Source organism: Bacillus pfraonensis, assembly GCF_050768835.1.
Classification (GTDB): domain Bacteria; phylum Bacillota; class Bacilli; order Bacillales; family Bacillaceae_G; genus Bacillus_A; species Bacillus_A pfraonensis.
Genome location: NZ_JAHCDO010000040.1, coordinates 1 through 12,796 on the forward strand (window position 1 = coordinate 1; position 12,796 = coordinate 12,796).

The 12,796-nt window shown below is 36.3% G+C and carries 15 protein-coding genes and 1 pseudogene; 6 read left to right on the top strand and 10 right to left on the bottom strand.

Annotated elements, in window-relative coordinates:
- The 5 genes and pseudogenes from KFD70_RS25570 to spoIIM form a co-directional block, all read right to left on the bottom strand.
- Positions 1 to 969: pseudogene (locus tag KFD70_RS25570) on the bottom strand (IS200/IS605 family accessory protein TnpB-related protein); the annotation flags it as partial.
- A gap of 169 nt (positions 970 to 1,138) precedes the next feature.
- Entirely contained in the window at positions 1,139 to 2,029 is an 891-nt protein-coding gene (gene xerD, locus KFD70_RS25575) for a site-specific tyrosine recombinase XerD (protein ID WP_336454188.1), read from the bottom strand.
- 6 nt (positions 2,030 to 2,035) lie between these two features.
- Positions 2,036 to 2,266 carry a YqzK family protein gene (locus tag KFD70_RS25580; protein WP_174099141.1) on the bottom strand — a complete coding sequence of 77 codons (231 nt, stop codon included), beginning with the start codon at positions 2,264 to 2,266 and terminating at the stop codon, positions 2,036 to 2,038.
- Positions 2,267 to 2,370: 104 nt separating this feature from the next.
- On the bottom strand, positions 2,371 to 2,826 hold the full coding sequence (gene fur / locus KFD70_RS25585; RefSeq protein ID WP_336454189.1) for a ferric iron uptake transcriptional regulator: 456 nt from the start codon (positions 2,824 to 2,826) through the stop codon (positions 2,371 to 2,373).
- 108 nt (positions 2,827 to 2,934) lie between these two features.
- A complete protein-coding gene (gene spoIIM / locus KFD70_RS25590) occupies positions 2,935 to 3,552 on the bottom strand; it encodes a stage II sporulation protein M (RefSeq protein WP_420792385.1) in 618 nt (205 codons plus the stop codon).
- A gap of 155 nt (positions 3,553 to 3,707) precedes the next feature.
- Here spoIIM and KFD70_RS25595 point away from each other — a divergent pair, with 155 nt between their 5' ends.
- Positions 3,708 to 4,259: a GNAT family N-acetyltransferase gene (locus KFD70_RS25595; RefSeq protein ID WP_336454191.1), complete on the top strand. Its 552-nt coding sequence runs from the start codon at positions 3,708 to 3,710 to the stop codon at positions 4,257 to 4,259.
- 22 nt (positions 4,260 to 4,281) lie between these two features.
- On the opposite strand, the gene KFD70_RS25600 is transcribed toward KFD70_RS25595, so the two are convergent.
- Complete coding sequence (locus KFD70_RS25600) at positions 4,282 to 4,821, bottom strand: NUDIX hydrolase (protein ID WP_336454192.1); 540 nt, start codon at positions 4,819 to 4,821, stop codon at positions 4,282 to 4,284.
- Between the two features lie 74 nt (positions 4,822 to 4,895).
- Between KFD70_RS25600 and mciZ the strand changes: the two genes are divergently transcribed.
- Together mciZ and KFD70_RS25610 are read left to right on the top strand one after the other, a co-directional pair.
- Entirely contained in the window at positions 4,896 to 5,024 is a 129-nt protein-coding gene (gene mciZ / locus KFD70_RS25605; protein ID WP_336454193.1) for a Z-ring formation inhibitor MciZ, read from the top strand.
- Positions 5,025 to 5,077: 53 nt separating this feature from the next.
- Entirely contained in the window at positions 5,078 to 5,992 is a 915-nt protein-coding gene (locus KFD70_RS25610) for an aldo/keto reductase (RefSeq protein ID WP_336454194.1), read from the top strand.
- Between the two features lie 29 nt (positions 5,993 to 6,021).
- Here KFD70_RS25610 and KFD70_RS25615 read toward each other — a convergent pair whose 3' ends face one another.
- The 3 genes from KFD70_RS25615 to KFD70_RS25625 form a co-directional block, all read right to left on the bottom strand.
- Positions 6,022 to 6,849 carry an aldo/keto reductase gene (locus KFD70_RS25615; protein ID WP_336454195.1) on the bottom strand — a complete coding sequence of 276 codons (828 nt, stop codon included), beginning with the start codon at positions 6,847 to 6,849 and terminating at the stop codon, positions 6,022 to 6,024.
- Between the two features lie 141 nt (positions 6,850 to 6,990).
- Positions 6,991 to 7,515, bottom strand: a complete 525-nt coding sequence (locus tag KFD70_RS25620) for a GrpB family protein (protein WP_336454196.1) — start codon at positions 7,513 to 7,515, stop codon at positions 6,991 to 6,993.
- Between the two features lie 68 nt (positions 7,516 to 7,583).
- On the bottom strand, positions 7,584 to 7,841 hold the full coding sequence (locus KFD70_RS25625; RefSeq protein ID WP_336454197.1) for a YqkE family protein: 258 nt from the start codon (positions 7,839 to 7,841) through the stop codon (positions 7,584 to 7,586).
- A gap of 234 nt (positions 7,842 to 8,075) precedes the next feature.
- Between KFD70_RS25625 and KFD70_RS25630 the strand changes: the two genes are divergently transcribed.
- Positions 8,076 to 9,665: a bifunctional metallophosphatase/5'-nucleotidase gene (locus KFD70_RS25630; RefSeq protein ID WP_336454198.1), complete on the top strand. Its 1,590-nt coding sequence runs from the start codon at positions 8,076 to 8,078 to the stop codon at positions 9,663 to 9,665.
- Between the two features lie 45 nt (positions 9,666 to 9,710).
- On the opposite strand, the gene KFD70_RS25635 is transcribed toward KFD70_RS25630, so the two are convergent.
- The gene (locus KFD70_RS25635; RefSeq protein ID WP_336454199.1) at positions 9,711 to 10,190 is read right to left on the bottom strand and encodes a ribbon-helix-helix domain-containing protein; all 480 of its coding nucleotides are present in this window, start codon (positions 10,188 to 10,190) and stop codon (positions 9,711 to 9,713) included.
- 134 nt (positions 10,191 to 10,324) lie between these two features.
- On the opposite strand from KFD70_RS25635, the gene KFD70_RS25640 reads away from it, so the two are divergent.
- Positions 10,325 to 11,326 (top strand): alpha/beta fold hydrolase, encoded by a 1,002-nt coding sequence (locus KFD70_RS25640; RefSeq protein WP_336454200.1) that lies wholly within the window; start codon positions 10,325 to 10,327, stop codon positions 11,324 to 11,326.
- 130 nt (positions 11,327 to 11,456) lie between these two features.
- On the top strand, positions 11,457 to 12,776 hold the full coding sequence (locus KFD70_RS25645; protein ID WP_336454201.1) for a Na+/H+ antiporter family protein: 1,320 nt from the start codon (positions 11,457 to 11,459) through the stop codon (positions 12,774 to 12,776).
- Positions 12,777 to 12,796 lie beyond the last annotated feature (20 nt).

Here is a 12,796-nt window from a genome sequence, read left to right on the forward strand (position 1 = left end):
ATCGACTAAACATTTTACAATGTAATACTCCCCGTGGTCTTCCACAGACCACGCAATCGGTTTGCCATCCTTTTTCTTATTCTTACACTGTAATTGGGTTGTGATTACTTCTTCAATCATTTCTTGCCCATACGGGAACGTAACAGCTGGAAACTGAAGTGTTTTCCCAGAACTTGTCGTCATCCACAATTCTTTTGTCTCAGGCACATACTGAAATACAAAATTGCCATGTTTGGCATCTTTCCGACCAGATAGGATCAGTTGTTTATTTCGATCACGAGAAAATAACGTTTTCCATTTGTCATGGTTCCGTACAAACTCGCGAATGGTAAATTGCGAGCGAAACAGTTTTTTACTTCCAAATACTGCGCTTGGAATATGCGTTTGATCGGATGAAAGTTTTTGCGTTAAACGGGATTGTCTGTGAGTGAGATGACCAATTTTCGCCTGAATTCTTTTGATTTGTACATCTAAGTATTGGTGTTCAAACAGATATTCATTTAGCCAAATTAAGGTGTCTTTTTTACGGGATAAGGAGATGAGGTTGTTGTGCTTTGCGAAGCGGGTGTTTTTCGGAAACGTCAGCGTCCCTTTCACACAACTTTGTTTGATTTTGCGAAGATTTGTTAGTTTTGTCCGTTCTTGTTTCAACTTTTTCTTGAGCTTCTTAAGCTTCTCTTGCGTTTGCTTCTCATATTGTTTTTGTAACGCCATTAAACCTGTAAACAACGCCTTTGCTTCTTGCGCCGCACTGTTTGCATAATAATCATTCAATTGATATTTCCGCTTGAGAACGAGATGAAGACTATCTGTATGCATCTTACGGTTCCAACGTTTTTCTCGAACCATCGTTTGAAATGCAAATCGTTTCGCTTGATTAAATGTTTCGATTGTCTCTGCCAATGCACCTACCATTTCATGCGGTACATCTATCTTGTAGATTCGTTTTGAAAAATACGCTTTCTTCACCTGTTCTCACCTCTTTTTATTTGATAAGATCATTATACAACAAAACGAACATACGCTCTACAAAAAAGAGACCTTTTCTTTAAAAAGAAAAAACCGAGAAGACCCCCACTTTCACTTCGTTTAGAAGAGGGGGTCTTCTCGGTTAAAATGATAAAAAAGAGCATAATTACTATGCTCTCGGGTGAAACTGTTTGTATACATCTTTTAATCTAGTTTTTGAAACGTGTGTATAAATTTGTGTTGTGGAAATATCAGCATGTCCAAGCATTTCTTGCACAGCACGCAAATCCGCTCCATTTTCTAATAAATGAGTTGCAAACGAATGGCGTAACGTGTGCGGCGTAAGCTCTTTTTCTATATTTGCTTCTTTTGCTAGTCGTTTTAAAATCTTCCAAAAACCTTGACGGGACAATCTGTTACCATGATGGTTTAAAAAGAGTGCATCGACGTTTTTTTTCCCCATTAGTTCCCTTCTGCCCTTTTCGATATAACGTTGAATTGCTTCTGTCGCTAAACTGCCTAGTGGGATAATTCTTTCTTTATTCCCTTTTCCGATGCAACGAACAAACCCCATGGTTAGATGAACATCCTCTAAATTTAGTGCAATTAATTCAGAAACACGAAGTCCTGTTGCATACAATAGCTCTAGCATAGCCTTATCGCGAATACCAAATGCACTTGTCGCTTTTGGCGTTTGAAGTAATGCCTCTACTTCATCTACTGACAATACTTTCGGCAATTTCCGCTCGCCTTGAGGCGTTTCAATATGTACAGATGGATCATGTTCTACTACTCTTTCACGAAGTAGAAATTGATGAAACGAACGAACAGAGGCAATGTGGCGTGCCAAAGTTTTTGAAGATTTTCCGTTCTCTTTTAAATACTGCAAAAAATTCACAATGTGTATCCTTGTCACTTCATGAAATGTTTTTATTTGCTCAACATTTTGTAAATACTTCACATAACTTTTTAAATCTCGCTCATAGGATACAACTGTATTTTTTGCTAAGCCTTTTTCCACAATCATATAATGAATAAAATCTTTTAATTGATCTTCCAATCTACACTACTCCCCATTTTCATAGAAAAAAATTATTCTATTTACAAAAGCATCTTTTTCTGGTTCCTCATTCCCTGATACTTTTTCTACTGTCTCTTCTTTTGGTTTTTCATAACGATGATAACTTTCATATTCTTCATTTATCCATAGTATAGCGAAATAAAACAAAATCGTACAACCTGTAAATAATAAAAATACTTTCATTCCATCAAAAGTTAATTTTAAAGCTCGGCGCATTGTAAATTCCTCCAAGATATATGTTATTACAACATATGCCAAGCTTTCTGCAATTTATACCTAAACTCAAATAAAAAAACCCTTCCTAGCTAAATAGGAAAAGGTTATTTTTCATCCGTTTCATTTTCTTGACAATTTTTACAAAGCCCATGGAAAGTTAAACGATGGTCTTTTACCTTAAAGCTCCAGTCTCGTTCTACTTTTTTCTCCACTTCACCAAGTAAATCCTCTTGGATTTCTTGTACAGCACCGCATTGTGTACAAATTAAATGATGATGGAAACGTTGTGCACCTTCTTGACGTAAGTCATAGCGTGAAACACCGTCTCCGAAGTTAATTTTATCAACAACTTTTAACTCAGATAATAACTCTAAAGTTCGATAGACGGTTGCTAGTCCGATCTCTGGCGACTTTTCTTTTACAAGGAGGTAAACATCTTCTGCGCTTAAATGATCTTCTTCATTTTCTAGCAGCACACGAACCGTCGCTTCACGTTGTGGTGTTAACTTATAGCTCGCTGCATGCAATTGCTTCTTAATTCGTTCAATTCTCTCTTCCATTCGGTACTACTCCCTCCTCGCCACTCTTACACCATTATATCAGAAGAAGGGCTTCTGTCAAAAGAAAAAAACAATCAAAATAAGTTGATAATTATTCTCATATAGTATTTATTTTTTATTGATAACTTCGACGACTTCTTTCATTAATACAGGTGATGCATATGCTTCAATGCTAGAAGCAATTGCTAATACAACGCCAATAGCAAGAAAGAAACAAGTGTAGCGAATTAATAACGGTAATAGTGGCTCGGTAATTTTCCGAATAAATTGATGCCTAATCATACGTAAAGAAAAACTCGCAGCAATTGTTGTCATGACAAGAAATGCTGGAATAATAATTAAATTTTGTGGCAACACAGATACAAATGCCAACAACAATCCATTCCACCCGTGCTGACTGACTAAAAAACCTACTGTAAATCCAACAACCACTCCTTTTAAAAATAATAAAATAAAAATAAGTGGCAATCCAATAATTGAAACTCCTAACAACCAAATAAATCCAATGTATTTTAATTGTGAAAAGAAACTTTCTCGAAACATGTCGCTGGCAATTGCGAATTCTCCTTTGGAAACTTGTCCAAAAAATCGCCTCAAATAAAAAGATAAATCTTGTTTTTGACTCACCTCTAGACTATTTACAAGAATGGCTCCAAACACTACACCCATCAATAACAAAACACAATTAAATATATAAAGCGAAGAATTCTCTTGTATATGAGAAATTACACGATTTTGCCAAGTTTTTCGTAACATTTTTTCTTCCCTCCGTTCACACTCTTATTAAAATGTATGAAAGAAAGAAAAAAGTATGATTAATTAAGATTGAAATTCCGCCCCACTTTGCTAAACTTAAAAGTAGAGAATAGGAGGGATTTTGCTTGAAACCATTATTATTAGATTTTCCAACATTATTTCAAACTGAGCGCTTGCAAGTACGCAAACCATTTCCAGGTGATGGAACAGAGGTATATGAAGCAGTTCAAGCTTCTTTAGAAGACTTACAGCCATGGATATCAATTACATCCGCGACAGAAGAAAATGCTGAAGAAACCGTTCGAGAAGCTCACGGGCAATTTTTACTTCGTGAAACATTGGCTTTTCATTTATATGATAAAATATCTGGTACATTTATCGGTGCTCTTACCCTTCATCCAGAAGACTGGGATATTCCAAAGTTTTCAATTCGTTTCTGGTTACATAGCGCTTATACAAAACAAGGCTATATGACAGAAGCAGTGAAAGGTGCTGTCCAGTTTGCTTTTGATAAACTTGGCGCAAGACGACTTGAAATTCGTTGCGATGCTACAAATGTAAATGCATGTGCTTTAGCAGAACGACTGGAATTTATTTTAGAAGGTACACTAGAAAACGATTTTCTTGCTCCAGATGGCAGCTTACGTGACACACGTGTATATGCCAAAATCAACTAAAACACTCGCCTAAGGCGAGTGTTTATTTTTGTAATTGCAAGTATTGTACAGCGAACATTGTCTTCGCATCATGGATACGCTGATTTTTCATAAGTTCAATGGCTTCTTCTAAGGAAACCTCCATCAATTCCACAAATTCATCTTCATCTAAAGCTGCTTTATTTTCTTTTTTCTTTAATCCTGTTGCTTTGTATACATATAATATCTCATCAGCAAAACCTGGTGATGTATAAAAAGATGTGATGAATTCCATTTTGTCACATACATATCCTGTTTCTTCTTCTAGTTCACGAATCGCTGTTACCTCTGGTTTTTCTCCAGGCTCTAATTTTCCAGCAGGAATTTCAACAATCTCTTTTTCAAGCGCCTTACGGTACTGCTCAACAAGTACGATTTTCTCTTCATTTGTAACTGCGATAATAGCAACAGCCCCAGGATGATTTACAATTTCACGTTTACTCACTTCTCCATTTGGCAATACTACATCATCAACACGAACTTTAATAACTTTCCCATCAAAAATTGGTTCAGTTGCAACTGTTCTCTCTGCAAGATTACTCACAATATTTCATCTCCCTATTCTATTTCCTAATTGTTCTTCATACATTTTACCACACTGAAAGGAGCGTGATAAAAATGAAAGTATATATTTTACCAAATCGCGTCACATTAGTCGGAAAAGCTTGGCAAATCCGGCATAAGCTAAAACAATATGGAAAAGAATACACAACCGTCAAAGAATGGATTACAGCAAACAAGAAGTAAACGTTTGTCAACCTTCTACTGCTTTCGTACAATTAAAGTAAGGAGGCTGACCTATGAAAAAACGTCAATTAGGAAACTCAGATTTGTATATTACTGAAATGGGACTTGGCTGTATGTCTCTTGGCACAGAAGAAAACCAAGCCATTCGCATCATTCATGAAGCGATTGATTTAGGAATTAACTTTTTGGATACAGCAGATTTATACAATTATGGATTAAATGAAGAATTTGTTGGAAAAGCTCTTAAGGGGAAACGCGATCAAATTGTTCTAACAACGAAAGTAGGAAACCGCTGGACCGAAGAAAAAAATGGATGGTCTTGGGACCCTTCTAAAGCTTATATAAAGACAGAGGTAAAAGAAAGTTTACGCCGCCTGCAAACAGATTATATTGATTTATATCAACTTCACGGCGGGACAATAGAAGATCCTATCGATGAAACAATCGAAGCGTTTGAAGAATTAAAAGAAGAAGGTATCATTCGACAGTACGGAATTTCTTCTATTCGTCCGAATGTGATTCGGGAATATGCAAAACGTTCTAACATTGTTAGCGTATTAATGGAGTACAGTCTATTAAATCGTAGACCCGAAGAATGGTTTTCATTCTTACAAGACAATCAAATTAGCGTAATTGCTCGCGGACCACTCGCGAAAGGATTATTAACTGACAGTAATGAAAGAAAAGTAGAAAAAGTGAAAGAAAAAGATTATCTTTCTTATTCTTATAACGAATTAACAAAAACTTTAGCTGCTGTAAAAGAGATTACAAACATTTATTCATTAACTGAAACAGCTATTCAATATTGTTTACATGACCCCGTTGTTGCCGCTGTTATTCCAGGTGCTAGTTCTATTCAGCAATTACGAGAGAATGTACAAGCTACAATTCCATCTTCATTAACAACCGAAGAATATAAACAAATTCAAGCAATTGTTAAATATGATACATACACATTACACCGCTAAAAAACGCTACCATTTTCGGTAGCGTTTTTTTATAACGTATCGTATTTATCTGGGTTTGTTCCAACGTGCAAATTACGATCCAATGTGTCAATTTGCTTAATCTCTTCTTCTGTTAATGAAAAATCAAAGATCGTAAAGTTTTCTTGAATGCGAGATGGTGTAACAGATTTAGGAATTGTTACAATACCACTTTGAATATCCCAGCGTAAAATAATTTGAGCAGGCGTTTTTTCATACTTTTTAGCAATCTCTTGAATAATTGGATGCTGAAATACTTCGCCACCTCTCATCAACGGGCTCCATGCTTCCATTTGAATTTGTTCCTTTTCACAAAAATCACGTAATCCAAACTGCGCAAGCATCGGATGAAGTTCTACTTGGTTCACCATCGGTTTTACATTACAATTTGGCAGGAGCTGTTCTAAATGGTGCTGATGAAAATTCGAAACGCCAATTGCACGCACTTTTCCTTCCTCATATAGTTTCTCAAGAGCGCGATATGTATCTATATATTTCCCTCTTATTGGCCAATGAATTAAATATAAATCCACGTAATCCATTTGTAATTTCTTTAAACTTTTCTCAAATGCTTGAAGTGTCGTTTCATATCCTTGATCGTCATTCCATACTTTTGTCGTAATAAATAATTCTTCACGCGCAATTCCTGATTCACGAATCGCTTCTCCGACACCGCTTTCATTTTCATATACAGTCGCTGTATCAATAGAGCGATACCCAACTTCTAAAGCCGTTTTTACCGCTTGTTTTACTTCTTCTCCTTCTTTTGCTTTATATACACCTAAACCAAGCATCGGCATTTTCACGCCATTATGAAGTGTAGTTGTTGAAATATACATGATTACTACTCCTCCTTCTCTTCTCCTGCAAATTTTCTAGCAGGTGTCATCATATTTTTATAACCACCATTTTATTTGAACAAGATTTACGAAAAAAGTCAAAATATATACAGTTAACATAATATTTTTATTTCAATAAACTTACTTACTTGTGCTATTCTCTAACCATTCTTTTGCTTTCTCATCAATATTACGAACAAAATCCGTCTTTCCTTCTGTATATTGCTCTCCATTATATGTAAACTTTTCTGCCAAGTCTTTCTTTAATGACGCGTAAGATTCTGCCTCTTCACAATGTGCCATCATATAATCACGAAATGCTAAATGACGTGTAATTTCCGAATTTCCTGTTTCAAACACATGTAAATGATACGAACGTTTTTCTTCGGTTCCATGAATAAAAAAACGCCGGCCTGCAATCCCATTTTCCCCTTTTACAATATAACCAAGTTCTTCAAAACGCTCGTTCCAATTGTCTACTCTCTCAATATCTTCTACTTCCATAATCATATCAACAATTGGTTTTGCTGCGAGTCCTGGCACTGATGTGCTACCAATATGATGTACTTTCACAGGCTCTGGCATCGCTTCCTTTAAACGTTTTTCTTCTATTTGAAATTTCTCAATCCAGTGATTTTCATATGGCACTACTACTATTTTTCTCATCCCATTTCCCCTTTTCCCCTCAAATCGTTAAAAAAATCATCAGGGTAATTCCACTGATGATTTTTTCATTATTTAAAGTCTTTCCAAGTGAGGTTACTTTCACTTAATAGTTCTTCAAACGATTTATTCTTTTCGCGTTCTTTTTGTTCCTTACGCTTTCTCTCTTGCTCTTCTATTTCTTTTTGCTCCGCTCTTACTTGTAATTCTTTCTTCTTACTTTTCAATTGATCCATTAAAGACGCATTTAATTGATCACCAATTGTAATTGATTCCTTATCTGTCTGATTCATTTGCGTTTGTCTTTGCATTTTTTTCTTTTTCTTCATGACTTGCTCACCTTTTACTTTTTTCTCCATTATAGAGGAAATGACTCTCTCTCGACAATAAAAACGGATAATTCACTTTTGATTTTTCTATTATGTATATTTTGTGAAGATGTAAATAAAAAGATAAAATTTTATTAATCTTTATAATAAATAGAATTTTTTGTAGCAATAACTCTCTTAATCTATTAAAATTATGTCGTATGATGTCAGATTATAAAAAGGGAGAGAAAACATATGTGGAAAAAAGTCATTCCGGTTACCCTAGCATTAAGTACAATTACTTTTTCAAGTGTATTTGCTGCACCTCCATCTCAGGCACCCACAGAACAAAATCGCTACATAAACGTACAGATGCTCGGTATTAACGATTTTCACGGTCAACTAGACACTGTAAAAAAGATTAACAATAAAGAAGCAGGAGGGGCTGAGTACTTAGCTGCTTATTTACGAGATCGTGAGAAACAAAATCCGAACACACTAATGGTTCATGCTGGTGATATCGCCGGAGCAAGTCCTCCAGTTTCAGCACTCCTGCAAGACGAACCAACAATTGAATTTTTAAATGATTTAGGATTTGATGTTGGAACTATTGGAAACCATGAATTTGACGAAGGTATTAACGAAATGAATCGCCTTATTTACGGTGGATATCACGAAAAAACAGGGAATTTTAAAGGAGCAAATTTCCCTTATGTGGCTGCCAATTTCTACAACAAATCAACTGGCCGTTTATTTCTACCACCATTTACTGTAAAAATGGTAGAAGGAGTTCCTGTTGGTTTTATCGGGGTTGTAACAACAGATACACCTAATGTTGTTATGCCTACTATGCTTAAAAATGTACAAATTACAGATGAAGTAGAAGCAATTAATAAATCTGCACAACAACTGAAAAGACTAGGTGTCAAATCAATCGTTGTTCTTGCACACGTCGGCGGTACAACCGATGATACTGGTGTAACAAATGGGGATCTCGTTCGCCTAGCAAATGATACTGATCCAGAAGTCGATGTCATTTTCGGTGGTCATAGTCACACTTATGTAAATGGAACTATTAATAACAAACTTGTTGTACAAGCAAATTCTTATGGAATGGCTTTTGCCGATGTCGATGTAAAGATTGATCGTAAAACGCAAGATATTGTAGAGAAAAAAGCGGAAGTTGTAACAACCTATCACGAAAATATAAAGCCTGATCAACAAGTAAAGAAGAAAATCGATCAGTATCAAGAAAAAATTGCCCCTCTTGTCAATGAAGTTGTTGGAAAATCGACTGCGCCGCTAGATCGTAAACAAAATGCTGCTGGAGAATCCACTCTTGGAAATTTAATTGCGGACGCTCAGCGTGCAACGATGCAATCACAAATTGCTCTCATGAATCCTGGTGGCATTCGTAATGATTTAGATACTGGCGATATTACATGGGGAGAGTTATACGGGATTCAGCCATTTGGAAATCAGTTGATAAAGGTTAATTTAACTGGCCAAGACATTCGAGATATTTTAAATCAGCAATGGCAAAAAGATAAAACGAGAATGCTTCAAATCTCAGGTATTCAGTATACTTGGGATGCCACTAAACCAGATGGTGACAAGGTTACAAATATTCATTTAACAAGCGGTGAAGAACTGATTGCCACTAAAACTTATAGCGTTGTTGCAAATGCCTTTCTCGCTTCAGGGGGAGACGGATTTATATCCTTTAAAAATGGGAAAGATGCTGAAACAGGACCAAATGATTTTGAAGCGTTAGTAGATTATGTAAAACAAGTGAAAGAACCGATTCAACCTATTATCGATGGGCGAATTCAAAGAGTGAACTAAACTTTATCATTCACAAAAAGAGAGAGGGTACACGCCTTCTCTCTTTTACTTATCTTGATATATTTCATCTACCTCTTCATATTTCCGTAAAAATTCCATCAATGCCACTTCTACAATTTTAGATTTATGCATCCCTTCGGAAACAGAGACAGCGCCTAATTTCTCTAAAATATCTGTACGTATAGAAAAAGTACGTTTTTTCTTTTCATTACTGCTTCTAATCGATTCTGTAATAATCGGTTCTTCTCGTTTTCGAAGCAATTCGTAAATTTTTTGTAGTTGTTCATATATTAAGACTTGATAATCTGTTTTTACATATTGAAGTGCAGTAGCTTCTTGGAGATATAAATGACGCGGTTCTTCTCCCTCTCCAATGAATATTCGTTTCTTCAGTTCGCCATCGTATTCATATCCAAGCACCCTTAACTTTTTTGACAATGCATATGGGCTCATGTCGAGGCGTTTCGCAATAATAGCAAGTGGTTCCCGTTTGTTTAAGCGATCTATAATTTCTCCAACTGTCACTTTCTTCCCCCTTCTCTCTGAGCGCTCATAGTTGAAACATAGCCTACATGTTATGATACAATAATTTCTTAACAGTATATGCAAAATTGTACATCCGTGCGATACATACCATTAGATAAAAGGAGGTTTTTTATATGCTTTTTCGTAGCTACACCCCACCGTTTTCCGACGAATTAAAGAATCCAATTTCAAATAGCATCGCTACGATAGAAAGCGTTACAATCAATAATCGTAAACAATCTCTACTTATTCGTGGTCAAGACATAAATCAACCTATTTTATTATGCTGTCACGGCGGCCCTGGTATGGCACAAATTGGATTCATTCGGCATTTTCAAAAAGAATTAGAAAAGCACTTTATTGTTGTCAATTGGGATCAAAGAGGAGCGGGAAAATCCTTTTCTTGGCGGGATATAAAAGCACCATTTACAATTGAACAATTCGTTTCAGATACATTTGAAGTAATACAATATCTTCTTTCTCGCTTCAAAAAGCAGCGGCTATTTCTCGCGGGACATTCTTGGGGAAGTATTATCGGTTTGCAAATTGCCAATCAATATCCAGACTATATCGAAGCTTATATTGGTATAGGTCAGATTGTACATATGAAACAAAATGAAGAATTGCTCTATCAACATTTAATTCACTCTGCCAAAAAACATGGACACGAGCGTGCATTGACCTCTCTAACAAAGCTTGGAAAGCCTCCTTTTCTAGATATGCGGCGTCTTATCATACAAAGAAAATGGCTTGGTACATTTGGAGGAGTAGTTCAAAATGGGACTTCCTTTTCTTTCATTCGAAAAGGGTTGTTTTCTTCAGAATATACATGGTTAGATTGGATAAGATTTCTCGCAGGAAATATGAAATCTGGGACATTATGGGAGGAAATGCTCACAGTAGATTTCTTTTCTACAATCTCAAAACTTTCTGTACCTGTCTATTTCTGTTCTGGTCGTTTCGACTACCAAACACCTTATGCACTCGTTCAACAATATTGTGATACAATTCAAGCACCCATCAAAAAAATGATCTGGTTCCCAAACTCTGCTCATTCACCAAATTTAGAAGAACCTGAACTGTTTGCAAAATCTATATGCTCTATCAAACAAGAATTATCTTTTCAATATAAATAACAATCGTTATACCTTTTACATTTCATAGAAAACATTTTATAATTACATGTCGTAACTTTACTTGGTTCGTCTATATATCTACCTAGGATAAGTTGCAAAACAGAAAAAAATCAGGGAGATTACATTTATTATGAACGCTGTACTCGTCGCAGTAGCAGTGATGCTGCTGCTTAGTTTATTACGTGTCCAAGTCATTGTCGCTATTATCGTCGGCGCCTTAACAGGTGGACTAATTGGCGGACTTGGGATTTCAGAAACAATCCATACTTTTACCACAGGGCTTGGAAGCAGTGCTCCAATCGCTTTAAGTTATGCCATGCTCGGAGGATTCGCTATTTCGCTTTCCAAAACGGGACTTCCCGACGCGATGATTCATACTGCACTGAATGTAATTGGCAACGAAAAAGACACAAAAAAGCAAACATATTCCAAAGTACTTATTTTATTTATCATTTTAGCAATGGCTTGTTTTTCACAAAATGTTATACCGGTGCACATTGCTTTTATCCCTATTTTAATTCCAGCGCTTTTAAAAGTTTTAAATGAATTAGAAGTGGATCGTCGGCTTGTTACATGTCTCATCACATTCGGCTTAATTACTCCTTATATGTGGATCCCAGCCGGATTTGGAAAAATTTATCACGACGTCTTACAAACAAATGCACAGCAAAGTGGGCTTACATTTGATGTAACCCTTATTCCAAAAGCGATGACAATTCCAGCAATAGGTATGATTATCGGGCTATGTGTCGCTGTTTTCATTACGTATCGTAAACCACGCACCTACTCTACCGAACCGATTCATTCTTCAACTGATGAAATAGCTCCTTACACAAAAAGAAGCATTACGTTCGGATTGTTATCTATTATCGCAACATTATGCATGCAATTAACAACAGAATCAATGATTTTTGGTGCATTAGCAGGGATTATTGTATTATCCATTAGTGGGAGTCTCCCGCTCAAAGAAGCTGATGATATTTTAACAAGCGGTATGCGTATGATGTCATTTATCGGTTTCGTTATGATTTCTGCTGCTGGATTCGGAGCAGTTCTTCGGAAGACAGGGCATGTTGAATCACTCGTTCAAACAAGTGCTGATTTAATTGGGAACAGTAAGCCACTCGCTGCATTTCTTATGCTTGTTATCGGTCTACTCGTTACAATGGGAATCGGTTCTTCCTTTTCCACCATTCCGATTTTAACAACAATCTTCGTTCCGCTATGTATACAGCTTGGCTTTAGCCCAATGGCAACCATTGCTATTATCGGTACAGCTGGTGCATTAGGTGACGCTGGTTCTCCAGCATCTGATAGTACGCTAGGACCTACTTCAGGTTTAAATGCAGATGGCAAGCATCATCATATATGGGATACATGTGTTCCAACCTTTCTTCACTACAATATTCCGCTACTTATATTTGGATTTATTGCTGCCATAACATTATAAAAAAGGTGCGTTTTACTTGG